The 25656-nt window shown below is 72.5% G+C and carries 23 protein-coding genes and 1 other RNA gene; 21 read left to right on the top strand and 3 right to left on the bottom strand.

Annotation, left to right across the window (positions count from 1 at the left end; genetic code table 11):
* The first annotated feature begins 68 nt into the window (after positions 1–68).
* From DCW30_RS06840 to DCW30_RS06830, 3 genes are all read left to right on the top strand, one after another.
* Complete coding sequence (locus DCW30_RS06840; protein WP_076685872.1) at positions 69–1304, top strand: serine/threonine-protein kinase; 1236 nt, start codon at positions 69–71, stop codon at positions 1302–1304.
* Positions 1305–1369: 65 nt separating this feature from the next.
* The gene (prfB, locus tag DCW30_RS06835; RefSeq protein ID WP_062781438.1) at positions 1370–2476 is read left to right on the top strand and encodes a peptide chain release factor 2; all 1107 of its coding nucleotides are present in this window, start codon (positions 1370–1372) and stop codon (positions 2474–2476) included.
* Between the two features lie 280 nt (positions 2477–2756).
* On the top strand, positions 2757–3488 hold the full coding sequence (locus tag DCW30_RS06830; RefSeq protein WP_076685873.1) for an LPXTG cell wall anchor domain-containing protein: 732 nt from the start codon (positions 2757–2759) through the stop codon (positions 3486–3488).
* 154 nt (positions 3489–3642) lie between these two features.
* On the opposite strand, the gene DCW30_RS06825 is transcribed toward DCW30_RS06830, so the two are convergent.
* Positions 3643–3834, bottom strand: a complete 192-nt coding sequence (locus DCW30_RS06825; RefSeq protein ID WP_062781434.1) for a hypothetical protein — start codon at positions 3832–3834, stop codon at positions 3643–3645.
* Between the two features lie 275 nt (positions 3835–4109).
* Between DCW30_RS06825 and ftsE the strand changes: the two genes are divergently transcribed.
* The 6 genes from ftsE (at position 4110) to dacB (ending at position 9874) form a co-directional block, all read left to right on the top strand.
* A complete protein-coding gene (ftsE, locus tag DCW30_RS06820; protein WP_062781431.1) occupies positions 4110–4799 on the top strand; it encodes a cell division ATP-binding protein FtsE in 690 nt (229 codons plus the stop codon).
* An 88-nt stretch (positions 4800–4887) separates the two neighbouring features.
* Entirely contained in the window at positions 4888–5805 is a 918-nt protein-coding gene (gene ftsX, locus DCW30_RS06815) for a permease-like cell division protein FtsX (RefSeq protein ID WP_062781429.1), read from the top strand.
* A gap of 78 nt (positions 5806–5883) precedes the next feature.
* Positions 5884–7071: a S41 family peptidase gene (locus DCW30_RS06810; RefSeq protein WP_076685875.1), complete on the top strand. Its 1188-nt coding sequence runs from the start codon at positions 5884–5886 to the stop codon at positions 7069–7071.
* Positions 7072–7089: 18 nt separating this feature from the next.
* A complete protein-coding gene (smpB, locus tag DCW30_RS06805; RefSeq protein WP_062781425.1) occupies positions 7090–7611 on the top strand; it encodes an SsrA-binding protein SmpB in 522 nt (173 codons plus the stop codon).
* 179 nt (positions 7612–7790) lie between these two features.
* Positions 7791–8160: a transfer-messenger RNA gene (gene ssrA, locus DCW30_RS06800) on the top strand.
* Between the two features lie 121 nt (positions 8161–8281).
* A complete protein-coding gene (gene dacB / locus DCW30_RS06795) occupies positions 8282–9874 on the top strand; it encodes a D-alanyl-D-alanine carboxypeptidase/D-alanyl-D-alanine endopeptidase (protein WP_076685876.1) in 1593 nt (530 codons plus the stop codon).
* Here the strand turns inward: dacB and DCW30_RS06790 are convergent.
* Complete coding sequence (locus DCW30_RS06790) at positions 9798–11084, bottom strand: MFS transporter (RefSeq protein ID WP_079250111.1); 1287 nt, start codon at positions 11082–11084, stop codon at positions 9798–9800. The genes dacB and DCW30_RS06790 overlap by 77 nt on opposite strands.
* Before the next feature lie 93 nt (positions 11085–11177).
* Here DCW30_RS06790 and DCW30_RS06785 point away from each other — a divergent pair, with 93 nt between their 5' ends.
* From DCW30_RS06785 to DCW30_RS06760, 6 genes are all read left to right on the top strand, one after another.
* Complete coding sequence (locus DCW30_RS06785) at positions 11178–12164, top strand: LysR family transcriptional regulator (protein ID WP_237283426.1); 987 nt, start codon at positions 11178–11180, stop codon at positions 12162–12164.
* A 231-nt stretch (positions 12165–12395) separates the two neighbouring features.
* Complete coding sequence (locus DCW30_RS06780; protein ID WP_129299885.1) at positions 12396–13067, top strand: hypothetical protein; 672 nt, start codon at positions 12396–12398, stop codon at positions 13065–13067.
* Positions 13068–13336: 269 nt separating this feature from the next.
* Complete coding sequence (locus tag DCW30_RS06775; RefSeq protein ID WP_103557472.1) at positions 13337–15412, top strand: bifunctional polysaccharide deacetylase/glycosyltransferase family 2 protein; 2076 nt, start codon at positions 13337–13339, stop codon at positions 15410–15412.
* Positions 15409–16644: an acyltransferase family protein gene (locus tag DCW30_RS06770; RefSeq protein ID WP_076685883.1), complete on the top strand. Its 1236-nt coding sequence runs from the start codon at positions 15409–15411 to the stop codon at positions 16642–16644. Before DCW30_RS06775 ends, DCW30_RS06770 begins: the two co-directional genes overlap by 4 nt.
* Before the next feature lie 397 nt (positions 16645–17041).
* Positions 17042–17680: a hypothetical protein gene (locus DCW30_RS06765; RefSeq protein ID WP_076685885.1), complete on the top strand. Its 639-nt coding sequence runs from the start codon at positions 17042–17044 to the stop codon at positions 17678–17680.
* 606 nt (positions 17681–18286) lie between these two features.
* Positions 18287–18949: a hypothetical protein gene (locus DCW30_RS06760; protein ID WP_076685887.1), complete on the top strand. Its 663-nt coding sequence runs from the start codon at positions 18287–18289 to the stop codon at positions 18947–18949.
* Here the strand turns inward: DCW30_RS06760 and DCW30_RS06755 are convergent.
* Positions 18936–19898, bottom strand: coding sequence for an EamA family transporter (locus tag DCW30_RS06755; protein WP_079250113.1), 963 nt, complete (start codon positions 19896–19898; stop codon positions 18936–18938). The two genes, DCW30_RS06760 and DCW30_RS06755, sit on opposite strands and share 14 nt — an antisense overlap.
* Before the next feature lie 134 nt (positions 19899–20032).
* Between DCW30_RS06755 and DCW30_RS06750 the strand changes: the two genes are divergently transcribed.
* The 6 genes from DCW30_RS06750 to DCW30_RS06725 all read left to right on the top strand — a co-directional run bounded on the left by DCW30_RS06750 (position 20033) and on the right by DCW30_RS06725 (position 25567).
* Entirely contained in the window at positions 20033–20569 is a 537-nt protein-coding gene (locus tag DCW30_RS06750) for a MarR family winged helix-turn-helix transcriptional regulator (protein WP_237283427.1), read from the top strand.
* A 148-nt stretch (positions 20570–20717) separates the two neighbouring features.
* A complete protein-coding gene (locus DCW30_RS06745) occupies positions 20718–22064 on the top strand; it encodes a nitrate/nitrite transporter (protein ID WP_062776158.1) in 1347 nt (448 codons plus the stop codon).
* A gap of 113 nt (positions 22065–22177) precedes the next feature.
* A complete protein-coding gene (locus tag DCW30_RS06740) occupies positions 22178–23347 on the top strand; it encodes a uroporphyrinogen-III synthase (protein WP_076685890.1) in 1170 nt (389 codons plus the stop codon).
* Between the two features lie 128 nt (positions 23348–23475).
* A complete protein-coding gene (locus tag DCW30_RS06735) occupies positions 23476–24063 on the top strand; it encodes a CGNR zinc finger domain-containing protein (protein WP_062776163.1) in 588 nt (195 codons plus the stop codon).
* 137 nt (positions 24064–24200) lie between these two features.
* Complete coding sequence (locus tag DCW30_RS06730; RefSeq protein ID WP_076685892.1) at positions 24201–24776, top strand: sigma-70 family RNA polymerase sigma factor; 576 nt, start codon at positions 24201–24203, stop codon at positions 24774–24776.
* The gene (locus DCW30_RS06725; RefSeq protein ID WP_076685893.1) at positions 24773–25567 is read left to right on the top strand and encodes an anti-sigma factor family protein; all 795 of its coding nucleotides are present in this window, start codon (positions 24773–24775) and stop codon (positions 25565–25567) included. Before DCW30_RS06730 ends, DCW30_RS06725 begins: the two co-directional genes overlap by 4 nt.
* Positions 25568–25656 lie beyond the last annotated feature (89 nt).

Below are 25656 nucleotides of genomic sequence, written 5' to 3'. Positions count from 1 at the left end.
CTCCCGGAGTGAAGGTTGGCGGCAAGGCCGCGTAGTTTTGTCGCCAACACGCATCCGTAGGAGCAGTCTTGACGCGCAAGATCGGCAGCCGGTACACCGCCCACCAGATCCTGGGCCGTGGCAGCGCCGGCACGGTGTGGCTCGGCGAGGGGCCCGAAGGCCCCGTCGCCATCAAGCTGCTGCGCGAGGACCTGGCCTCCGACCAGGAACTCGTCGGCCGCTTCGTGCAGGAGCGCACGGCCCTGCTCAGCCTCGACCACGCCCGCGTGGTGGGCGTCCACGACCTGGTGGTCGACGGCAACGACCTGGCCCTCGTCATGGACCTCGTCCGCGGCACCGATCTGCGCACCCGCCTCGACCGCGAGCGGCGCATGGCCCCCGAGGCGGCCGTCGCCATCGTCGCGGACGTCGCCGACGGCCTCGCCGCCGCGCACGCCGCGGGCATCGTGCACCGGGACGTCAAGCCCGAGAACGTCCTCCTGGACATGCAGGGCCCCCTCGGACCCGGCGGCGCGCACCCCGCCCTGCTCACCGACTTCGGCGTCGCCAAGCTGATCGACTCCCCGCGCAGGACCCGCGCCGCGAAGATCATCGGCACCCCGGACTACCTCGCCCCCGAGATCATCGAGGGCCTGCCGCCGCGCGCCGCCGTCGACATCTACGCCCTCGCCACGGTCCTGTACGAACTCCTGGCCGGCTTCACCCCCTTCGGGGGCGGCCACCCCGGGGCGATCCTGCGGCGCCACGTCACCGAGACCGTGGTGCCCCTGCCGGGCATCCCCGAGGAGCTGTGGCAGCTCATCGTCCAGTGCCTCGCCAAGGCCCCCGCGTCCCGGCTGCGCGCCTCCGAGCTGGCCGCCCGCCTGCGGGAGCTGCTGCCGCTGGTCGCGGGGATGCCGCCGCTGGACGTCGACGAGCCGGACACCGAGGCCTCACCGGCCGAGGCGGCGCACGAGGAGTCCGACCCCGAGCCGCGCGAGGCCGCTCCCCGGCGGGGCGCGGTGCCCCTGGTGCCGGGGGCCGCGCCCGCCGACTCCAACCGCGACACGCACACCTCCATGCGGGTGCCGGGCCCCGACGAGCTGGCCGGCGGCGCCCGCGGCACGGCACGCGCCCCGCGGGCCTCGGGAGCGGCGCGGCCGGGCTCCGCGAAGCACCGGGCCTCCGCGCGACGCCGCCGGATCACGCTCGGCGTGGCGGGGGCGGTGCTGGTGGCGGCGGCCGCCGCGGGCACGTGGGTGGCCACCTCCGACGACGAGGCCGCGCCCCCGGACACCAGCACCTCCGCCCCTCCGGCCCCGTAGGCGCGGGCCCGGGGGCCGGACCCACCCCGGAGGGAAACGGTTGCCGCAGCCGTTACGCTGGAGTCGTGGCAGTCGTCGATGTATCCGAAGAGCTCAAGTCCCTCTCCTCGACCATGGAGTCGATCGAGGCCGTCCTGGACCTCGACAAGATGAGGGCCGATATCGCCGTGCTCGAGGAGCAGGCGGCCGCCCCGTCCCTCTGGGACGACCCCGAGGCGGCGCAGAAGATCACCAGCAAGCTGAGCCACCTCCAGGCGGAGGTCCGCAAGGCCGAGGCGCTGCGCGGTCGCATCGACGACCTCGGTGTGCTGTTCGAGATGGCCGAGGAGGAGGACGACCCGGACACCCGTGCCGAGGCCGAGTCCGAGCTCACGGCCGTCAAGAAGGCGCTGGACGAGATGGAGGTCAGGACCCTCCTCTCCGGGGAGTACGACTCCCGTGAGGCCGTCGTCACCATCCGCGCCGAGGCCGGCGGCGTCGACGCCTCCGACTTCGCCGAGAAGCTCCAGCGCATGTACCTGCGCTGGGCCGAGCGCCACGGCTACAAGACGGAGCTCTACGAGACCTCGTACGCGGAAGAGGCCGGCATCAAGTCGACCACCTTCGCCGTCCAGGTGCCGTACGCGTACGGCACGCTCTCGGTCGAGCAGGGCACCCACCGCCTCGTGCGCATCTCGCCCTTCGACAACCAGGGCCGTCGCCAGACCTCCTTCGCCGGTGTCGAGGTCCTGCCCGTGGTCGAGCAGACCGACCACATCGAGATCGACGAGAGCGAGTTGCGCGTCGACGTGTACCGCTCCTCGGGCCCCGGCGGCCAGGGCGTCAACACGACCGACTCGGCGGTCCGCCTGACGCACATCCCCACCGGCATCGTCGTCTCCTGCCAGAACGAGCGCTCGCAGATCCAGAACAAGGCGACCGCGATGAACGTCCTCCAGGCGAAGCTCTTGGAGCGCCGCCGCCAGGAGGAGCAGGCGAAGATGAACGCGCTCAAGGGCGACGGCGGCAACTCCTGGGGCAACCAGATGCGTTCGTACGTCCTGCACCCGTACCAGATGGTCAAGGACCTCCGGACGGAGTGCGAGGTCGGCAACCCCGAGTCCGTCTTCAACGGCGAGATCGACGGCTTCCTCGAAGCCGGAATTCGCTGGCGCAAGCAGCAGGAGAAGTAAAAGCGGCCCTGAGCGGCTTTATCGACAAGGCAACTGCCGCCGCAAAGGCGGCAGTTGCCTTTTACGTCACAGTCACATCTCCGTAGGACGGTCAACCCCCTCGATAACGGACATCGCGCCCGCAACGACCTTGACGCTGCTGTCAAAAGTGGAAAGGCTGGCGCGCGGCATGCGTATTCGTGGGGCGCGTGGGATCTGTGGGGGCTGATCGAGCGCCCCTGCGATCGCCGCCCCGGACGCTGCCTCACCGACGATTTCAGCTACTGGGGGTAGCAGCCAGATGACCAAGAAGACGCGGATCCGTGTCGCGCGGATAGCCGCCGGCGCCGTGATCGCCGCCGGTGCCTCGCTGACCGCCGCGGGTGCCGCTTCGGCCCTCGACGTCGGCGTCGACCTCGGCGGTGTGGGCGCGGGCGCCCACGCGGACGAGAGCGGCGTCGGTGTGGACGTGGACCTTCCGGCCGCGGGCGACGAGGACCCCGACCCGGAGCCGACCGACCCGAACCCGACGATCCCCGGCCCGGACCCGGAGCCGACGAACCCCGACCCGGAGCCGACGAACCCGGGCCCCGAGCCGACCAACCCGGACCCGGAGCCCACGAACCCGGGTGAGCCCACCGACCCGCCCACCACCGACCCGACCGCCCCGGGTGACGGGAACGGCACCGGCGGTGGCGGCAACGGCGGCAACACCGGCGGTGGCGGCAACGGTGGCAGCACCGGCGGCGGTGGCAACGGCGGCGGCACCGGCGGCGGCGACACCGGCCCCGGCCCCGACGGCGGCTCCAACCCCGTCGAGCAGGGTCAGGGCAAGGACAGCCTGACCGACACCGGCTCCAAGCCCGTCGAGCAGGGCGGCAGCAACCAGGCCGGCGGCGAGAAGGGCGAGCTGGCCGAGACCGGCGCCGCCGAGACCACGTTCCTGCTGATCGGCGCCGCGACGATGATCGCCGGCGGCATCGGCTTCCGCATCCTGCCGCGCCTCGTCGGCAGCCGCGGCGCCGCTGCCTGACCGCGGGGTGACGCGGTAGCTACGTACGGCGACGTACGCGGTGTGCGGACATGACGAAGGGCCCGGACCTCCGGCGGAGGACCTGGGCCCTTTCTCACGCGTCCGGCTCCGGACGCCATCGCGTCCCGCTCGGGACGCCGCGTGCGTGTCGTCCCTACGCGGACTGGTGCGCCAGCAGCGCGACCGCCGCGATGAGCACCACGAGCAGCGCTATCAGAGCCGCGGGATTGAGGCCCGCGAAGGGCCCGTCCTGCTGCATGCGCTCGCGATTGGCCCGGCACACGGGGCAGCGGCCTTCGCTCACGGGCGCTGCGCAGTTCGCGCATACCAACCGATCCAGGGTCATGCGCTTCTCCTCCCGCACAGTGTCAGCCTGCCCAACGCTACGGGGAACGCAATCGTTCCCCCTACCACTGTGCCAGCTTCCGCGGATTTAGGCGCGGCCCGCCCTGTTCCGACGGTTTCCGACCGGTCGCCGCGCCGCCGCCCGTCAGGGCGCCCACCCCTTTTGTTCCCCGGGCGCACCACGACAAATCGCGCAACTCAGGACGCCGACTGCGCTCGCGCACCGGGTTCGCGTATGGTCACGCTCACCTACCCCCGGCAACCCGTGGTGCATCCGTGATCCGATTCGACAACGTCTCCAAGGCCTATCCGAAGCAGAGCCGCCCCGCGCTCAGGGACGTCTCCCTGGAGATCGAGAAGGGCGAGTTCGTCTTCCTCGTCGGGTCCTCCGGCTCCGGAAAGTCCACCTTCCTGCGGCTCGTCCTGCGCGAGGAGCGCACCAGCCACGGCCAGGTGCACGTCCTCGGCAAGGACCTGGCGCGCCTGTCCAACTTCAAGGTGCCGCACATGCGCCGCCAGCTGGGCACCGTCTTCCAGGACTTCCGCCTCCTGCCGAACAAGACCGTCGGCGAGAACGTCGCCTTCGCGCAGGAGGTGATCGGCAAGTCCCGCGGCGAGATCCGCAAGTCCGTGCCCCAGGTGCTCGATCTCGTGGGCCTCGGCGGCAAGGAGGACCGGATGCCCGGCGAGCTCTCCGGCGGTGAGCAGCAGCGGGTGGCGATCGCGCGCGCGTTCGTCAACCGCCCGAAGCTGCTGATCGCCGACGAGCCGACCGGCAACCTCGACCCGCAGACCTCCGTCGGCATCATGAAGCTGCTCGACCGGATCAACCGGACCGGCACCACCGTCGTGATGGCCACCCACGACCAGCAGATCGTGGACCAGATGCGCAAGCGGGTCATCGAGCTGGAGAAGGGCCGTCTCGTCCGCGACCAGTCGCGCGGCGTGTACGGATACCAGCACTAGCTGCGAACTCTCGGACACGGACGCCCGGCGTCCGTGTCCGCCCGCACGTCTGATCCACTCGATCCACCTGATCCACTGAAAGGCCGCCATGCGCGCCCAGTTCGTCCTGTCGGAGATCGGCGTCGGTCTCCGCCGGAATCTCACGATGACCTTCGCGGTCATCGTCTCCGTAGCGCTCTCGCTCGCCCTGTTCGGCGGTTCGCTGCTCATGCGTGACCAGGTGAGCACGATGAAGGGCTACTGGTACGACAAGGTCAACGTCTCGATCTACCTCTGCAACAAGGCCGACGCCGAGCAGGACCCCAAGTGCGCCAAGGGCGCCGTCACGAACGAGCAGAAGGACCAGATCCTCACGGATCTGAAGAAGATGCCGGTCGTGGACACCGTCCAGCACGAGTCGGCGGACGAGGCGTACAAGCACTACAAGGAGCAGTTCGGCGACTCGCCGCTGGCCAGCTCCCTGACGCCGGACCAGATGCAGGAGTCCTTCCGTGTGAAGCTGAAGGACCCGGAGAAGTACCAGGTGGTCGCCACCGCCTTCTCGGGCCGTGACGGCGTGCAGTCCGTGCAGGACCAGAAGGATTATCTGGACAACCTCTTCGAACTGCTCAACGGCATGAACTGGGCGGCGGTCGCGGTCATGGCGCTGATGCTCGTGGTGGCGCTGATGCTGATCGTCAACACCGTGCGCGTCTCCGCGTTCAGCCGTCGGCGTGAGACGGGCATCATGCGCCTCGTCGGCGCGTCCAGCTTCTACATCCAGATGCCGTTCATCATGGAGGCCGCGGTCGCCGGTCTCATCGGCGGCGGCCTCGCCTGCGGAATGCTCGTCGTGGGCCGCTACTTCATGATCGACCACGGTCTCGCGCTCTCCGAGAAGATCAACCTCATCAACTTCATCGGCTGGGACGCGGTCCTCGCGAAGCTGCCGCTGGTGCTCGCGATCGGCCTGCTGATGCCGGCGCTCGCCGCGTTCTTCGCGTTGCGCAAGTACCTCAAGGTGTGACAAGTACGTTCAGCGGAACAGGGCGCCGTACGGTTCAACGAGCCGTACGGCGCTCCCCGTTGTCCTAGACTCACCGGCATGTCAGGCCTCGACCGGTTCGTGGACCGGCTCTCACCGCCCCGCCGCGTCCGCCGCGGGGCCGCCCTGGCATTGGTCTTCGCGAGCGTCCTCGTCACGGGGGCCGCCACCGGGTCCTGGAGCGACGAGGCGGACGAGGGCCGGAAAACGGCCACCCCTTCGGTACGTCCGGACGCCGCGGCCCCGCTGGGCGGCGCCGCCGGTGACGCGGCCGACGCCGCCGCCGAGGCCATGGCCGACGGCAAGTCCGCCGAGGCGGCCGCCGAGGAGGCCGTCAGCCGCAGCGGGGACCGCTGGGGTTCGGTGTACTCGCACGGGGAGTTCCAGAAGTTCGAGCAGGCCCTGGACGGCGCCTACACCGGCGTCGGCCTGTGGGCGCGCCGCGCCGCCGACGGGCGCATCGAGGTCTCCCGGGTGAGCGAGGGCGGGCCCGCGGCCCTGGCCGGCATCCGCGCGGGCGACCGGCTGCGCTCCGTCGACGGCAGGCGCGTCGCGGGGCGACCGGTCACGGAGGTCGTCTCCCTGCTGCGCGGCGACCGCGCGGGGACCCCGGTCGAGCTGGGCCTGGAGCGCGGCACGCGCGCGTGGAGCGAGACGCTGCGCAGGGCGCGTCTGTCCACGGACTCCGTGCGGGTCGCCGAGCTGTCCCGCGGGGCGAGGGTGATCAAAATCGACGCGTTCACCAAGGGGTCGGGCGAGGCCGTGCGGGAGGCGGTGCGCGAGGCGCCCGAGGGCGCCGGCATCCTGCTGGACCTGCGCGGGAACTCGGGCGGGCTGGTGTCGGAGGCGGTCACCGCGGCGTCCGCGCTGGTCGACGGCGGCCTCGTCGCCACGTACGACGTGCGGGGCGAGGAGAAGGCTCTGCACGCCGAGCGCGGCGGGGACACCGGCAGACCGGTGGTCGCGCTCGTCGACGGCGGCACGATGAGCGCGGCCGAGCTGCTCACGGGCGCGCTGCAGGATCGGGGGCGCGCGGTGGTGGTGGGCACGCGGACCTTCGGCAAGGGGTCGGTCCAGATGCCGAGCCGCCTGCCCGACGGCTCCGTCGCCGAACTGACCGTCGGGCACTACCGCACGCCATCGGGGCGGGCGGTGGACGGCCGGGGCATCACACCGGACCTGGAGGCCGAGGACGGCGCCGAAGCGCGGGCCGAGACAGTATTGACTGGCCTCGGACCCCCCTCCTAGTGCGAAAATGGCCGCACTATGGCGAAGGAAAAGGTAAAGCGCAAGGCCGCGAAGGCCGCTGAGAAGGCCCCCTCCCGCAAGATCGTCGCGCAGAACAAGAAGGCGCGGCACGACTATCACATCCTGGACACCTACGAGTGCGGCCTGGTGCTGATGGGCACCGAGGTCAAGTCGCTGCGCATGGGCCGGGCCTCCCTGGTGGACGGCTTCGTCCACATCGACCACGGCGAGGCGTGGCTGCACAACATCCACGTCCCGGAGTACGTGCAGGGCACCTGGACCAACCACTCCGCCACGCGGAAGCGCAAGCTCCTGCTGCACCGCGCGGAGATCGACAAGCTGGAGTCGAAGTCGAAGGAGACGGGCCACACGATCGTGCCGCTCTCCCTGTACTTCAAGGACAGCCGGGTCAAGGTGGAGATCGCCCTGGCCAAGGGCAAGAAGGAGTACGACAAGCGGCAGACGCTGCGTGAGAAGCAGGACACCCGCGAGACGAACCGCGCGATCTCGGCGGTGCGGCGGCGCCAGGGCATCGGCTAGCCCGCTCGCCGGCCGGTCAGTCGGCCAGTCGGCCCGCCGGTCCGCCCGTCCGCGGGAATGGGCTGGCACCGTCGTGCGTTGGTCACGTACGATGGGTCTTGCTCCGCTGGTGACGGGGCACCCGGATGCGAAGGTCCGCCGCGGGGCGGGTCGGAGGATCCACCTTGAAAAATCAACATGGGGATGATCGGTTTCGACAGCGGATGTCGAAGCAGGGGAAGCGTGTCGAGGAAGCGGCAATGATCTCGTTAACCATATGTCGCAACAAATAATCGCCAACACCAAGCGCGATTCCTTCGCCCTCGCTGCCTAAGTAGCGACTTGCGAAGTGTCAGCCCGGGGCTGTTCCCGACCCGGATCCTGGCATCAGCTAGGGAACTAAACTTCTAGGCCCGGTCACGGGACCTTGAAGGAAATCAAACAGTGACTGGGCCCGTCGGCGACTTGTTCGCGTGATCGCCGGGGCCGAGAAAATCGCAGCGAACTGCACACGGAGAAGCCCTGATTCTGCACCGTTGGACGCGGGTTCGATTCCCGCCATCTCCACAATTCCCATGTGAGGTCAGAGCCCCCCGGTCCCCGGACCAGGGGGCTTTTTCCGTGCCGTTTCTCCGTTCCGTGCGGAGCGGGGTCTGTCGCGACGCGGCCGGGTCGGGGATGCTCCAGGGTCATGAGTAGACCCGTGAGACGCGTCAACCACCGCATGCGCCACTGGATCTGGCCCGCCGTGCTCGCCGTCGCGGCGGCCGGCCTCTCCTTCGGGCCGCCGGCCGGGGCGGACTCCGACCGGTCCGGGCTCCCCGAAGCCATCGACACCATTCTCGGCGACCCCCGCATGGAGGGCGGCACGGCCAGTGTCGTGGTCGCCGACGCCGCGTCCGGCGACATCCTCTACCAGCACCGGCCCAGCGGGCGCCTCATGCCCGCGTCCAACACCAAGCTGCTCACCTCGGCCGCCGCCATGGAGCTGCTCGGCCCCGGCCACCGCTTCACCACCGACGTCCTCCTCGACGGCACGCGGCGCGGGAGCGTGCTCCATGGAGACCTGTATCTGCGCGGCACAGGCGATCCGACGACGCTGGCCAAGGACTACGACGGTCTCGCCGCGGAGATCGCGGACTCGGGGGTCAGGCGGGTCTCGGGGCGCCTCGTCGCCGACGACACCCGCTTCGACGCCCACCGCGTCGGCGACACATGGGGCGGCGACGACGAGTCCGCCTACTACGCGGCGCAGATCAGCGCCCTCAGCGTCGCCCCCGACACGGACTACGACACCGGGACGGTGATCGTCGAGGTCGCGCCGGGCGCGAAGGCGGGGGAGAGGCCGCGCGTGAGCGTCACCCCGAAGACCGAGTACGTGGACATCGATCTGCGCGCCACCACCGTCGCGGCGGGCGGCGCCGACACCATCGCCGTCGAGCGGCGGCACGGTGAGAACACCATCACCGTCAGCGGCACGGCGCCGGCCGGCGGGGACACCACCAAGGAGTGGGTGACCGTCTGGGAGCCGACCGGGTACGCCGCCGCCGTCTTCCGCGACGCGCTCGCCGCACACGGCGTGCGGGTGAGCGGCCCGACCAGGACGGGGAAGGCCACGCCCGAGGGCGCGGATCGGCTCGCCTCGCACGACTCCATGCCGGTCAAGGACCTCATGGTCCCCTTCATGAAGCTGTCCAACAACATGCACGCGGAGTCCCTGACCAAGGCCATGGGGCACAAGGCGACCGGGCGTCCCGGCAGTTGGCGCGATGGCGTCGCCGCGATCGGCGGCTATCTGAGGACCGCCGGTGTCGACCCCGGCAAGATCCGCCAGGTGGACGGCTCCGGGCTCTCACGCAAGGACAACGTGGCGGCGGACCAGTACATCGAGCTGCTGCGGTCGGTGAAGGGCGAGCCCTGGTTCGCCGACTGGTACGCGTCCCTGCCGGTGGCGTGCGCGCCCGGCAAGTCCGAGGGCGGCACGCTGCGCTCGCGGATGTGCGGGACCCCGGCGGCCCTCAACGTCCACGCCAAGACCGGCTCGCTGACGGGGGCGTCCGCGCTGTCGGGCTACGTCAAGGACAAGGACGGGCGTGAACTGGTCTTCAGCGTCATCCTCAACAACTACCTGCCCTCCTCGGTGAAGGCCCTGGAGGACGCGATCGTCGTGACCCTCGCCTCCTCGACCGCCGACAGGGCCGAGCCGGTCACCCCGCGCTCGGCACGCGCGGCCGGGCCCGGCGCCGACGTGGAGTGCTCGTGGCGCAAGCCTGCGCGCTGCTGAGCAGCAGCGCGGTGCAGGCGGCGGCCAGCGGAACCCAGTAGCCCGCGGCCGGGCCGAAGCGCTCCACGGCCCAGCCGCCGCCCGCGGCGCCGCACGCGATGCCCCCGAGGAGGCCGGTCACGGCGAGGGTCATGCCTTCGTTGACGCGCCCCTCGGGGGTGCGGCGCTGGACCAGCGTCATGCCGGTGACCATGGTGGGGGCCGTCGCCATGCCCGCGACGAGCAGGGCGAGGGAGAGGAGGAGCAGGGAGCCGGTGGCGGTCACCGCGAGCAGCGGCAGCGTCATCAGGGCCGCCATCGCGGCGCCGCACAACAGGTGCCGGCGCACGAGCGGGCCGCGGGGTCTCATGGCGCCGTAGACCAGTCCCGCCGCGCAGGAGCCCGCGGCCTGGAGGGCGAGGACGGCGCCCGCGGCGGCCTTGTTCCCCCGGTCGTCGGCGAAGGCGATGGTGACGACCTCCAGGGAGCCGAACACGGCGCCGGTGGCGAGGAACACGACGAGCAGGGCGGGAAACCCGGGGGAGCGGAGGGGCGAGCGGGTCCCGGCGGCGTCCGCGCGCCCCCGCGGCGGGGGTTCCGTGGAGCGCTGGGCGGCGAACAGCAGCACCCCCGTCACCAGGAGGATCACGCCGATCAGGGTGCCCGCCTGCGGGAAGAGCGCACCGCACAGGAAGGCGGCGAGGACCGGGCCGAGCATGAAGCAGAGCTCGTCGACGGCCTGTTCGAAGGAGTTGGCGGTGTGGACGGCCTCGGGGTCGTCCGCGAGGAGATGGGCCCAGCGCGCCCGTGACATGCCGCCCGTGTTGGGGGTGGTGGCCGTCGCCGCGTACGAGGCGAAGAGCGTCCAGTCGGGCGCTCCGCAGCGCACGCAGAGTAGCAGGGAGAGCGAGCCGAGCGCGGCGGTCAGGGTGGCGGGCACGGCGACGCGCGCCTGTCCGTACCGGTCGACGAGGCGCGCCGTCCAGGGCGCGACGACGGCGGTGGCCGCGAGGCCGGTCGCGGTGACGGCGCCGGCGAGGGCGTAGGACCCGCGGGCCCCGGAGATCATGATGACGGCGCTCACGCTGAACATGCCCATGGGCAGCCGGGCGACGAGGTTGCCGGCGGTGAAGGCGGTGGCCCCGGGTATCGCGAAGAGGGCGGCGTAGGGGGTGCGCGGACGGCGGGGCGGGCCGGGCGCGCTTCTTCGCCGGGTGAGGAGTTTCGGCATGGGTCTCACCCTGGCCAGGGGGCCGCGGCGGGGTCCAACACCTTCTCCGTGCCGATTCACGCACGTGTGTTGTAAGTTCCCCCGGTGCATCCGGTGACACGACCTTCGAGAACCCCGCGGCGCGACATCGACCCGCGGCTGTTGCGCGCCTTCCTCGCCGTGGCGGAGGAGCTGCACTTCACGCGGGCCGCCGCCCGGCTGTATGTGGCGCAGCAGGCGCTGAGCCGTGACGTGCGCCGCCTCGAACGGGAGCTGGGGGCGGCTCTGTTCTCGCGGACGACCCGGCAGGTCACGCTCACCGCCGACGGGGAGCGGCTGCTGCCGCACGCGCGGCGGGTCATCGCGGCGCAGGACGAGCTGGTCGCCGCGTTCACCGCGGCCGGGCGACCGCTGCTCGTCGATCTGAACAGCCCCGGCCTCGTCTCGGCGCGCATCCTGGAGCGGGCCCGCGAACTCGCCCCGGAGTGCGAGCTGATGGCCCGCTACGAGAGCGGCCTCACGGGCGCCGCCGCCGACATCGCCGCCGGGCGCCTCGACGTCTCCTTCGGGCGGTACGCGGGCCTCGACCCCGCTCTGCGCTCGGCGCTCGCCCACCAGCCGGTGCGGTACGAACCGATGGCGGTGCTGCTGCCGGAGGGGCATCCGCTGACCCGGCTCGACGCGGTGCCGCTGGCGGCGCTCGCCGGCGAGACCGTGTACGCGGGGGCGGGGAACCCCCGGACGCCGGAGTGGACCGATCTCGCGCACCGGCTCTTCGAGGGGCGCGGCATCGCTGTCGCGGAACCGGCGCCACTCGCCGTGGGGCCGGAAGAATTCGGGCGGATTATGGCGAAGAAGCGAAATCCAGTCCTGGCCGTTGTCGACTTTCCGGCCATGCCGGGTGCCGAGCTGCGGCCACTGGTCGACCCGGTTCCGCTGTCACCCGTGTCACTGGTGTGGCGAAAGGGCCTGATTCATCCCGGTGTGACTGCCCTGCGGAGCGCGGCGGCAGAGCTGTCGGCCACCGAAGGGTGGCTGCGGAGGCCCGCGAACGGCTGGGTTCCGGCCATGGACGCCCAGATCATGACCGAGCAAATCTGACCGAGAACAGCGGTTGCCACGCCGGTGCGCTACATTCATCGCTCGGGTGCGATGTGATAGGGGGAGCGCTCGGTACGGGTGGGGGCCCGGATCGAACGGCGGGTACCCGGAGTCGCGCGCGCACCCGATCCATTGAGTGGGGGGTTGTGCGTACGCATGGAAACCTGGCGAGAAGATGCCCGGCCGGAACACACCCATGATCCGAACGAGGTCACCGTTCAGATCGACGGCGTGGGGCGCCACCTGGCGGACCTGGTCCCCGACCCGGTCGGCGGGGCGGCGGACGGGCCGGTCTTCGTCGACGCGACGGGCCGCCGCGGCCGGAGGTACCGCCGCATAGGCATGTTCGTCGGCCTGCTCTGCGCGGTGTACGCCGTGGCCATCGTCGCCACGCTCCTCTCGGGCAATTCGAGCGCGCCCTGGGTGCCGATACAGGCCCCCGAGGACGGCAGGCCCGCGAGCAAGGTGGACACCCCGGGCCGCCCCGCGGACGCCCCGGCCCCGTCCGCGTCCTCGGCCACGTCCCCCTCGCCCGCCGCCACGGACGGCGTCGGCGCCGCACCCGGACCCGCCGACCCCAAGGCCCCCGGGCCCGCCCGCGGCGGCGAGGGCGCCGGCACGCCCGGCACCGTGCCCGGGTCCGACCCTGCGGACGGCGGGAGCGAGCCGGATCCCGGCCCCGGCTCCTTCGGGGGCGACGCCCCCGGCCCGGACCCCTCGGGCGACGGCGGTGGGGCGGCCGACCCGACGGACCCCGCCGAGCAGCCGCCCGACCCGCCCACGTCGGCGGAGCCCGGCGGCACGGCGGGCGCGGACGGCGGCGGCGAGGTCCCCGTCGCCTACACCACGCCCGACCGCCGGCAGCCCGCGGACCAGCCGCCCCCGGAGGCCGCGCAGCGATGAACCTCCGCACCGACCCGGGCGGCTCCCCCCGCCCGCAGCACGGCCGCACCCAGCACGTCCACCCCCCGCACAGCCACCCCCAGAACGGCCCCGCCCTGAACAGCACCCTCCACACCGGCCACCGCGCCCCGGCCGGCCACACCCCCCGCGGCGTCCGGCCCAAGGGGCGGCGCGGCAAGGGCCGGCGCGGCAAGGCGGCTCCCGCCAGGCGCCGCCGCCTGCCCCTGCGCTACCTGCTGCCCTCGCTGCTGCTCGTGGCGCTGCTCGCCATGCTGATGCTGCGCGGCTACGTGCACAGCGAGATAGCCGCCGACCACCGCGTCAGGCCGCCCGCGCCCACCGACCACGTACCGGAGAAGATCCTCGAAGGCGGCCCGGTCATCGACACCCGGGGCGGCCGCGAGACCACCATGAGCGTGCCCGACCACCGGCTCGTGCTGACCTTCGACGACGGCCCCGACCCGGAGTGGACCCCCAAGGTCCTCGACGTGCTGAAGGAACACCACGCGCACGGCGTCTTCTTCGTCACCGGCACCATGGCCTCGCGCCACCCCGGCCTCGTCCAGCGCATGGTCGACGAGGGCCACGAGGTGGGCCTGCACACCTTCAACCACCCCGACCTGTCGTACCAGTCCGAGAGCCGCATCGACCGGGAGCTGTCGCAGAACCAGCTCGCGCTCGCCGGGGCGGCGGGCATCCGCACCTCCCTCTTCCGGCCGCCGTACTCCTCGTTCGCCGACGCGATGGACGACAAGTCGTACCCCGTCACGAAGCACATAGGCAGCCGCGGCTACCTCACCGTCGTCAACAACACCGACAGCGAGGACTGGAAGCGCCCCGGCGTCGACGAGATCATCCGGCGCGCCACGCCCGAGGGCGGCAAGGGCGCCATCGTCCTCATGCACGACTCCGGCGGCGACCGCTCGCAGACCGTCGCCGCCCTCGACCGCTTCCTGCCCGCCCTCCAGAAGCAGGGATACGAGTTCGGGAACCTCACCGAGGCGCTCGACGCGCCCAGCGCGCACACGAAGGTCAGCGGCGTCGAGCTGTGGAAGGGCAAATCCTGGGTCTTCCTGGTCGGCGCGGCCGAGCACATCACCGACGGCCTCGTCGTCGCCCTCGCCGTCATCGGCGTCCTGGTCTTCACCCGCTTCGGCCTGATGCTGCTGCTCTCCGCCGCGCACGCCCGCCGGGTGCGGCGGCGCGACTTCCGCTGGGGCCCGCCGGTCACCGAGCCGGTGTCGGTCCTGGTCCCCGCGTACAACGAGGCCAAGTGCATCGAGGCGACGGTCCGTTCCCTGATGGCGAGCGACCACCCCATAGAGGTCGTCGTCATCGACGACGGCTCGTCGGACGGCACGGCCCGCATCGTCGAGGGGCTGCGCCTGCCGTACGTCCGCGTGGTGCGCCAGCTCAACGCGGGCAAGCCCGCCGCCCTCAACCGCGGTCTGGCCAACGCGAGCCACGACATCGTCGTGATGATGGACGGCGACACGGTCTTCGAGGAGTCCACCGTCCGCGAACTCGTGCAGCCCTTCGCCGACCCGCGCGTCGGCGCCGTCGCGGGCAACGCGAAGGTCGGCAACAGGGACTCGCTGATCGGCGCCTGGCAGCACATCGAGTACGTGATGGGCTTCAACCTCGACCGCAGGATGTACGACGTCCTGCGCTGCATGCCGACCATCCCGGGCGCGGTCGGCGCGTTCCGGCGCTCGGCCCTCGAACGGGTCGGCGGCATGAGTGACGACACGCTCGCCGAGGACACCGACATCACCATGGCCCTGCACCGCGACGGCTGGCGCGTCGTGTACGCGGAGAAGGCGCGCGCCTGGACCGAGGCGCCGGAGACCGTCCAGCAGCTCTGGTCCCAGCGCTACCGCTGGTCGTACGGCACGATGCAGGCGATCTGGAAGCACCGCCGCGCGGTCGTCGAGCGGGGCCCGTCGGGCCGCTTCGGCCGCGTCGGGCTGCCCCTGGTGTCGCTCTTCATGGTGCTCGCGCCGCTCCTGGCCCCGCTCATCGACGTGTTCCTCCTGTACGGCCTGCTCTTCGGCCCCACCGAGAAGACCGTCGCCGCCTGGCTCGGCGTCCTCGCCGTGCAGGCGGTCTGCGCCGCGTACGCCTTCCGCCTCGACCGCGAGCGCATGACCCATCTGATCTCGCTGCCGCTCCAGCAGATCCTCTACCGGCAGCTGATGTACGTCGTGCTGCTCCAGTCCTGGATAACCGCTCTCACCGGAGGCCGTCTGCGCTGGCAGAAGCTCCGCCGCACGGGAGTTCTCGACGCGCCCGGCGCCATCCCGCGACAGCGGTCGGGCAGTCATGATCGGAGTCCCGTCGCATGAGCCACGCCTTCGCACCCGGCCACCCGCCGACGCTGCCGGCCACGCCGCCCGCCGCTCCCGGCACCCCGGCCGCTCCCGGGAGGCCGGGCAGGGACCGCTATCTGGACCTGCTGCGTTCGCTCGCGCTCGTCCGCGTCGTCGTCTACCACCTGTTCGGCTGGGCCTGGCTGACGATCCTCTTCCCCTCCATGGGCGTGATGTTCGCGCTCGCGGGCTCCCTGATGGCGCGCTCCCTGAAGCGTCCCGCGCAGGGTGTGGTCAAGGGCCGGATACGCAGGCTCCTGCCGCCCATGTGGGTGTTCAGCGCCGCGGTCCTCCTCCTGCTCTTCGCCGGCGGCTGGAGCGTGGGCGACGACCCCGACCACGGCGGGGCCTGGGGCCCGGTGAGCCTGGCCAACTACGTGTTCCCGGTGGGCGCGCCGCCCTTCCCCTGGCACCTGGGCGACAAGGCGGGCCTCCTGGAGGACACCTGGCCCGCGCAGGCGGCGGGCCCGCTCTGGTACATCCGCGCCTATCTGTGGTTCGTCATCGCGTCCCCGCTCCTGCTGTGGGCGTTCCGCAGGGCCCCCTGGGTGACGCTCGCCGCCCCGCTCGCCCTGACGGCGGTCATCGGCACGGGCCTCGTCACCATCCCGGGCGAGACGGGCAACGCGGTCACGGACTTCGCGCAGTACGGCAGCTGCTGGGTGCTCGGCTTCGCGCACCAGGACGGCACGCTGGCCCGTGTCCCGCGCTATCTGGCGGTGTCGGCCGCGACGCTGGTCATGGCCTTGGGCCTGTGGTGGGCCTCGGGGCACCTCGGCCCGGACGGCTGGGACCTGAACGACATCCCCCTGGCCCAGGCCGCGTGGTCCTTCGGCTTCGTCGTGATCCTGCTCCAGTACGCGCCGTCGTGGCGGGAGCTGCCGGGCAGGCTGGCGAAGTGGGACAAGCTGGTGACCCTCTCCAACAACAGGGCCGTCACGATCTACCTCTGGCACAACCTCCTGATCATGGCGACGGTCCCGATCATCGACCTGGCGTACGACCTGCCGTTCATGGCGGACGAGCGCTGGAGCTCGGCGCTCGACACCACGTACATGCTGTGGATGACCCTGCTGGTCTGGCCGCTGATCGGGCTGATGGTGGTGGCCGTCGGCTGGGTGGAGGACCTGGCGGCCAAGCGCCGTCCCCGCCTGTGGCCGAACGGGGCCGGGGCGTCGTCGCGGGGGAGGCGTGCGGTGGCCCGGTGAGTCGTCTGTGACGCCGACGAGTTGTGCAACCGTTATCGTCGCGAACAGTGGGGGCGGGCCCGCGGACGGCGTGGAAATATCCCCGCATGGCAGGGTAGTTCGGGTGCCCGCTGAGGACGCCGCGCCCGCCTCGCCGGTCGCAAGAGATGCAGAACTTCGCGTGGGCGAATGTCGTACGACCCGTGTCTGATCGTACGTAAGGGCCTGTATGGCAACGGAGATTGGCGCGTGCGAACGGTGGGGTCGGCGTGTGCGGTAATCGCCTCGACGCGGTACGTGGTCGCCTCCTAGGGTGGTCGTCTCAGCCGGCCGCAACGCGCGTGCTGATCACGCGCATTGCAGATGCGGACGGATCGCGCGCCGGGCGGCGGGGCCCCACACCTGCCAGGAGATCGTTTTGCTTCGCAAGAAGACCGCGCTGCGTCTCGCCGCGCCCGTCGCCGTGCTCGCCCTCGCCCTGACCGCCTGTGGCGGCGGTGACGACGAGAAGTCCGAGGGCAAGAAGGCCGACACGTCCAAGTCCGACAGCTCGGACTCCGGTTCCGGCTCGGCCGACTCCGCCGACTCCGACGCCGGGAAGCCGTCCGCGCTGAAGCCGGGGGAGAGCACCACGGGCAGGACGAAGGAGGGCGACGCCACCGTCACGTACGACATCGCCGCCCAGAAGGTCGACCTCAGCACCGAGGCGGAGACCGCGAAGCTGGTCTCCGACCCGAAGAAGGCCAAGGGCCTGGTCGCCGCCGTCGCCCACGTGAAGTACACGCACAAGGCGGGCGCCCCGCTCGCGGAGGTCCCCGACGTCGGCGACGGCGCGGAGATCTACGCCGACGGCACCCGCGGCGGCCTCCTGATCGGCGCTTCCGAGGACGCCGCGGGCTGCGAGGACGAACTGGAGCTCGAAGGCTGGAAGAAGGGCGAGAGCCACGTGCTCTGCCAGACCTACCTGGTCCCCGCGGGCTCCAAGGCGCTGGAGGTCCACTGGGCGCCGGAGGACAGCGAGGGCGAGCCGGTGATCTGGAAGTTCGCGGCGAAGTAGCGCGTGGCGGAGTACTGCGTGGCGGAGTGGTTCGCGGCGAAGTAGTCCCCTCCGGGGCCCGCTGACGGGGGTGCGGGCCCCGAGGCGGGAGGCACGGGGCCGCGGGAGGCCGGTCGTGCGTCGGGCGGGTGACGACGCGCGGCCGGCTTTCTGTGTGCCGGGTGCGGGACCTCATGGCGCGCGCCGGCGTGGGGTGTCGCGGGACGGCGTACAGATCGCGACTCACGCTCCCTCGGGTGCGAACGCATCCCGTTCTGCGCCTCTTGCCCCTGTGTCGCCGCGGGGACCCGACGCGAGAGCCGAGGCACGGGGCGTCGGCAGGGCATCGGTGGGCCCCTGAGCGGCGGGGGAGGCGACGGCGGGAGGGCGTCAGATCCCCGCCGACGGCCGATATGGGCGGTATGCCGGTCCGGCGGCCGAACATGCCACTGGCACGTCCCGCGCGACGCCGATAACTTCCCTCCTCGCTTCCGGGAGCGGCGAGGTGCGCCGATCCGTGACGCGTCCCCGAGCCGGGGCGCACGCCGGAGGCGTTCCCGCGTACGCACACGCCCCTGGCCGACGGCTTCGGTCGTCGGCCGAGAGATCCGGAAAGAGGGCCGGGACATGCCCGCACCCCGCTACATCGTCGAAGACTCCGCCCGCGACCCCCGCGCCGACATCTGGTTCGCCCTGCCCTCCGGTTTCACGGAGCTGCCCCTCGACGTGCTGACCGCGGCCCCCGGCTCCCCCGCGGCGCGGCGGCTCGGGGACGCGCTCGGGCCGGTGGTCGGGGCCATGCCGGAGGGGGCGCGCCGGGAGCTGTTCGTCGGGGAACTCGCCACCGCTCAGCGGCTGCTGCTCACCCTGCGCGGTCCCGGCACCGTCCACTGTTCGCTGGGCCTGCACCGGGACGACTCCCGGGGCCGGGGCAGGCCGCTGCTCTGTCTGTTCACCGTGGCCTGGCAGGGCATCGGCTGGTCGCCGCGGCGTGCCCTGGCCGCCGTCGAGCTGCCGGGCGCCGAGCGGCACACGCGCGTGGAGTACCGCGACCTGCCGTGCGGCCCCGCATCGATCAGCGAGGTCCTGCGGATGCCCGCCGAGGAGGCCGGGCTGCCGGCGCGGCCGCTGCTCCAGGTCCACGCCCGCCTCCCGCACCCCGACGGGCAGCGGATGGCGGTCCTCACGCTGACGACCGCCGCCGTCGTCCGGCGCGCGCAGTACCGGGCGCTCCTCGGCCGCCTGGCCCGCCTGGTCAGCTTCGAGGACCCGCTCGTCACCGCGCCCTGAACCGGCGGCGGCTCTGGCCGAGGACGACACTGCCGATCACGAGGACCAGGCCGCCGAGCTGCCAGACGGTGAGGGTCTGCCCGAGGAGCAGCAGGCCCGCCAGCGTGGCGACGACCGGGTTGGTCAGGCCGAGGAAGGAGACCGACGAGGCGGGGAGGCGTTCGATGCCGCGGAACCAGAGGGCGTACGCGAGGGCCGTGCCGATGATGCCGAGGTAGGCGTACCCGGCGGCGTTGGCGCCGGTGAAGTGGTCCGGCAGGCCCTCCGCGGTGAGGGCGACGGGGGCGAGGACCAGGCCGCCCGCGGTCAGCTGCCAGCCGGTGAGGGCGAGCAGGGAGACGCCTTCGGGGCGGCCCCAGCGCTTGCTCAGCACCACGGCGAGGGCCATCAGGGTCGTGGCCGTCAGCATCGCGACGAGGCCGGCGAGGTCCACCGTGGCGCTGCCGCGCAGGACGAGGAGGGCGACGCCCGCGACGCCGACGAGGCCCGCGAGCAGCGTGCGGCGGGAGGGGCGCACCTTCAGGACGCCGATCCCGAAACCGGCGACGAGCAGCGGCATGATCGCGCTGACGGTCGAGGCGACGCCGCCGGGCAGGTGGTAGGCGCCGAAGAAGAGGAGCGGGAAGAACGCCCCGAAGTTGAGCAGCCCGAGCACGCCCGCCTTCCACCACCAGTCGCCGCTCGGCAGCCGCCGGGTGAGGGCGAGGAGGATCAGACCGGCGGGCAGCGCGCGCAGGGCGGCGGCGAGCAACGGGCGGTCAGGGGGCAGCAGTTCGGTGGTCGTGACGTAAGTGGTGCCCCAGGTCGCGGGCCCGATGGCGGCGAGCGTGGCGGTGCCCGCGGCGGCCCTGGCGGAGACGCGGGGCGCCGTCGCGGGGCCGGTGGCGGCCGGACCCTCCTGGCCGGTGGCCGGCTGTGGCTCGCCGGCGCGGATGGCGCGGATGGGCATGACGTCCCCCTCGGAAATCCCCTCAACGCTGGTAATCTCAACGTTGAGATAAATATGGGACGTGAGTCTGCGAACGTCAAGTATCTGAACGTTGAGAGAATGACTGTTCAGAGGCCAGAGAGATGGGACTTGCGGTGAGCAAGAGCGGGCACGACGCCGAGACGACGGACGCCATCGACGAGCTGCGCGGCCAGTGGCGCAGGGAGCGCCCCGACCTCGATCTCGCGCACCTGGACGCGATGGCGCTGGTGGGCCGCATCAGGCGGGCCGACCACCTGCTGAGCAAGGGCATGAAGAAGGTCTTCGCCGACCACGGCCTGGAGTTCGCGGAGTTCGACGTCATCGCCACGCTGCGCCGGGTCGGCGCCCCGCACGAACTGACCGCCGGCGGGCTCCTGAAGAGCGCGATGGTGACGTCCGGCGCCATCACCAACCGCCTCGACAAGCTGGAGCGCAAGGGCCTCATCGAACGCCGCCCCGACCCCGCGGACCGCAGGTCCGTCCGCGTCCGCCTCACGGAAGCGGGCCTGGACGTGGTCGACCGCGCGGTCGTCGCCCACATCGCCAACGAGGAACGCATGCTGGCGGCCCTGCCCCCGGAGGACCGCGCCGCCGTCGACGCCGCCCTCCGCAGGCTGCTGGTCTCCCTGGGCGACACCCACCTGGGCTGAGCGGCCCGGCCGCCACCCCGCCGTCCCTCACCATCCCGCCGCCCCCCGAGTGAGAGCAACGTTCCCCCGTGGTCACCAGGGGCCACAGAGCTGAAATCGGGGGCTCCTACCTTCGGGGCACGGCGTCGGTCGAGGTGTGGAGGCTGGGATGTGGATCGAGCGGTGGGAGCCCGAGGACGAGCGGTTCTGGAAGGAGGAGGGCGGGGAGCGGGTCGCCCGGCGGAACCTGGCGTTCTCCGTGCTGTCCGAACACATCGGGTTCTCCGTGTGGAGCCTGTGGTCCGTGATGGTGCTCTTCATGGGGCCGGAGTACGGGATCGACGCCGCGGGGAAGTTCTTCCTGGTGTCGATGGCGACGCTCGTCGGAGGCGTCGTGCGCGTGCCCTACACCTTCGCCGTGGCCCGCTTCGGGGGACGCGCCTGGACCGTCATCGCGGCCTCGCTGCTGCTCGTGCCGACCGTCGCCGCCTTCGTGGTGATGGAGCCCGGCACCTCCTACACCGCCTTCATGGTGTGCGCGCTGCTCACCGGGGTCGGCGGCGGCAACTTCGCGTCCAGCATGACCAACATCAACGCCTTCTTCCCGCTGCGGGAGAAGGGCTGGGCGCTCGGGCTCAACGCCGGGGGCGGCAACATCGGGGTGCCCGTGGTGCAGCTGGTCGGGCTCGCCGTCATCGGGGCGAGCGGCGGGCCGCGGGTGGTCCTCGGGATCTACATCCCGTTCATCCTGCTGTCCGTGCTGTGCGCCGCGCGGTACATGGACAGCATCTCCTCCGTCCGCAACGACACCGGCGCCGCCAAGGCCGCCGTACGGGAGGGGCACACCTGGGTGATGGCGCTGCTGTACGTGGGGACGTTCGGGTCGTTCATCGGGTACAGCTTCGCCTTCGGGCTCGTCCTCCAGACGCAGTTCGGGCGCACGCCGCTGGAGGCAGCCCAGCTCACCTTCATCGGCCCGCTGCTCGGCTCGCTGATCCGGCCCGTGGGCGGACGGCTCGCCGACCGGTTCGGCGGGGCCCGCATCACGCTGGGGAACTTCCTCGCCATGGCGGTCGCGACCGGAGCCGTCGTCATCGCCTCCGTCAGGGAGTCGCTGCCGCTGTTCGTCGGCGCCTTCATCGCGCTGTTCGTGCTGACCGGGCTCGGCAACGGGTCCACGTACAAGATGATCCCGGGCATCTTCCAGGCCAAGGGCGAAGCGCTCGGGCTGACCGGGGAGGCCGCCGCGGCCCACGGGCGGCGGCTCTCCGGGGCCGCCATGGGGCTCATCGGCGCGATCGGCGCCGTCGGCGGGCTCGGCATCAACCTCGCCCTGCGGCAGTCCTTCCAGGAGGTGGGCTCGGGGACGGGGGCGTACCTCGCCTTCCTCGCCTTCTACGGCGTGTGCGCGGGCGTCACATGGGCCGTCTACCTTCGCCGCCGGCCCGCGGCCGGCCGTAGGGTTCCCGGTACGGACACGGAGGCGGAGCCGCGGCTCGGCTACGCCGAGGTGTGACGTAACACGGCGGACATCACCATGAACCGGGCCCGTCACGCGCCGTTGGCACGCTCGGACCCCGACCCGCCCCTGCCAGTCACCAGCCCCGCGGGACCAGACGAGACGGACCTATGCACGCCACTCCATCGAACGAACCGGACACGGCCGCGCAGGCGGAGTACGGGCCCCTCGCCGGTTTCACCGTCGGCGTGACCGCGGCCCGGCGCGCCGACGAGCTGGGCGCGCTGCTCCAGCGGCGGGGCGCCACCGTGCTCCACGCGCCCGCGCTGCGCATCGTGCCGCTGGCCGACGACAGCGAACTGCTCTCGGCGACGAGGGCCCTGATCGGCCACGCCCCGGACATCGTGATCGCCACCACCGCCATCGGCTTCCGCGGCTGGATCGAGGCCGCCGAGGGCTGGGGGCACGGCGAGGCGCTGCTGCGCTGTCTGCGGGGCGTCGAACTGCTGGCCCGCGGCCCGAAGGTGAAGGGCGCGGTACGGGCCGCCGGGCTCACCGAGGAGTGGTCGCCCTCGTCCGAGTCCATGGCGGAGGTGCTCGACCGGCTGCTCGACGAGGGCGTCGCCGGGCGGCGCATCGCCCTGCAACTGCACGGCGAGCCGCTCCCCGGCTTCGTCGAGTCGCTGCGGGCCGCGGGCGCCGAGGTGATCGGCGTGCCCGTCTACCGGTGGCTGCCGCCGGAGGACCTCGGGCCCGTGGACCGGCTGCTCGACGCGGTGGCCGGGCGGGGCGTCGACGCCCTGACGTTCACCAGCGCGCCGGCCGCCGCGTCCCTGCTCTCGCGGGCCGAGGAGCGGGGCATGGCGGAGGACTTCCTCACCGCCCTCGGACGCGACGTGCTGGCCGCGTGCGTGGGGCCCGTGACGGCGCTGCCGCTCCAGTCGCGCGGCGTGGACACCGTGCAGCCCGAGCGCTTCCGGCTCGGCCCCCTCGTCCAGCTCCTCTGCCAGGAACTGCCCTCCCGCGCCCGGGTGCTGACCGTCGCCGGGCACCGCGTGCAGATCCGGGGGCACGCGGCCGTGGTCGACGAGGAGCTGCGGGCCGTGCCGCCCGCGGGCATGGCGCTGCTGCGGGCCCTCGCCCGCCGCCCCGGCTGGGTGGTGGCCCGCGCGGAACTGCTGCGGGCGCTGCCGGGCGCGGGCCGCGACGAGCACGCGGTGGAGACGGCGATGGCCCGCCTGCGCACGGCGCTGGGCGTCCCGAAGCTGATCCAGACGGTCGTCAAACGCGGCTACCGCCTCGCCGTCGACCCGGCGGCGGACTCCAAGTACGCGCACTGACCGACGCCCCGGGGCGGCTCGCCGGAGCCCCGCGCGGTGGCAGGGGTTCCGGACCCGGCGGGGGAAGGGCACTGTAGGGGGAGGCAACGGCCTTCCGCACAGGTGACCCCCAAGGCGGTGACAGACGCATGGCGTTGGGCATGGCCCCGGCTCCGCACGAGCTGCGATTCGACTCCGGGCGCAGCTGCCTCGACCTCATGGCGACGGACCACCCCGTGGAACGGCTCGACTCCGTGGCGGCACTCCGCGCCTGGCTCGCGGGCACGGGCCTCGTCCCGCGGGACGCGCGGCTGACCGGCGCGGGTCCCCCATGGCTCGACGCCTTCCGGGAGTTGCGCGGCCGGACGGCGGAACTGGTCGGCGCGGAGATCGACCGGCTGCCCGCCCCCGGCGCGCTGGAGCGGGTGAACGCGCTGGCCGCCGCCGCGCCCCCCGCCCCGTACGCCGTACGCGCCACCGACGGCACCCTGGTGCGCGCCCTGCGCGGCGAGCCGGGCTGCGCCGCGCTCGTCGCCGCCGTGGCCAGGGACGCCGTCGACCTGCTGACCGACCCCGTGGCGCGCGCCCTGCTCCGCCGCTGCGAGGGCGACAACTGCCCCCTCGTGTACCTCGACACCTCACGCGGCCACCGCCGCCGCTGGTGCTCGAGCGAGGTCTGCGGCAACCGCGAACGCGTCGCCCGGCACCGCCGCAGGGCCGCCCTCGCCCGCCCGTGACGACCACGGGCCCCGCCCGCGCACGAGGCCGGCGCCGCCTGTGAACGACGCCCGACGCGCCGCTCGTTGAACACCATCCGCCCCATCTACGTACCTCCGTCGTGAGACCGCCCGAACCGCGGACACCGGAGGCAGCCGTGCGCAAGGATTCCGCCGTGGCCGATGAACGCCCGCCGTCGCCGCGGCACCGCTCGCGCCAGCCACCGGGGCCCGACGAGGAGTTGATGCGCGCGCTCTACCGCGAGCACGCGGGAGCGCTCCTCGCCTATGTGCTCCGCCTCGTGGCGGGCGACCGGCAGCGCGCCGAGGACGTCGTGCAGGAGACGCTCATCCGTGCCTGGAAGAACGCCGGTCGGCTCAACCGGGCCACCGGTTCGGTACGCCCCTGGCTGGTGACGGTCGCACGGCGCATCGTCATCGACGGCCACCGCAGCCGGCAGGCCCGGCCGCAGGAGGTCGATCCGTCGCCGCTGGAGGTCATCCCCGCGGAGGACGAGATCGACAAGGCGCTGTGGCTGATGACACTGTCCGACGCGCTGGAGGACCTGACTCCGGCGCACCGTGAGGTACTTGTCGAGACCTACTTCAAGGGGCGTACGGTCAATGAGGCGGCACAGACGCTGGGCATCCCCAGTGGGACGGTCCGCTCGCGGGTCTTCTACGCGCTTCGCTCGATGAAGCTGGCACTGGAGGAGCGGGGGGTGACGGTATGACCGGGTCCCACGGCCACCACGCAGGGTGGCAGGAGGAGAACGTCCACGAGACCGTCGGCGCCTACGCGCTCGGTGTCCTGGACGCGGCGGAGGCGACCCGCTTCGAGGCCCACCTCGCCGGCTGCGAGCACTGCGCGCACCGGCTGGAGGAGTTCTCCGGCATGGCGCCGGTGCTGGCGGCGCTCGCGGACTTCCCCGCGGGGCACGGCGCCCCGGAGGTCGGCGAGCGGCTCGCCGCGCGTCCCGGGCCGCGCCTGGCCGAGCGCCTGACCGGCGAGGTGGCCGCCGAGCGGGCGCGCGGACGCCGGCGGGCCCTGCTGCTCGTCGCGGTGGCGGCCGTGCTGATCGTCGGCGGGCCGCTCGCGGTCCTCGCGGCGGGCGGTGACGGCGGCCCGAGGGACGCCGTGGCCGAGCCGCACCCCACGAGCCCCGCGGAGGACGCCTTCTTCCACCACATGACGGAGAAGTCGCGGGGCACGGACCCGAGGACCCGGGTCAGCGCCACCGTCGGCACGGAGGAGAAGGCCTGGGGCACCCACGCCGTCCTGGAGCTGAAGAACGTCAAGGGCCCGCTGAAGTGCTCCCTGGTCGCGGTCGGCAAGGACGGCGACAAGGAGACGGTCGCCACGTGGTCGGTGCCGAAGTGGGGTTACGGCATCAAGGACAGCCCGGACAAGTGGGCGCGCGGACCGCTGTACGTGCACGGGGGCGCCGCCATGGACCGCAACGACATCGACCACTTCGAGGTGACCACGCTGGACGGCGAACGCCTGGTCAAGGTCGACGTGTAGCCGCGAGCAGGTGCACAAGGAGGGCCCCTTTCGCGTACGGTGGACGGCTGCTCGGTTCGGTGAGCAGCACGTCTTGAAAGGGGCCCCGG

The sequence above is a fragment of the Streptomyces alfalfae genome (assembly GCF_004127445.1).
In the GTDB taxonomy this organism is placed as follows: Bacteria; Actinomycetota; Actinomycetes; order Streptomycetales; family Streptomycetaceae; genus Streptomyces; species Streptomyces alfalfae.
The sequence above is the reverse complement of the archived record's forward strand: the minus strand, read 5'-3'. Positions and strand labels throughout refer to the sequence as shown.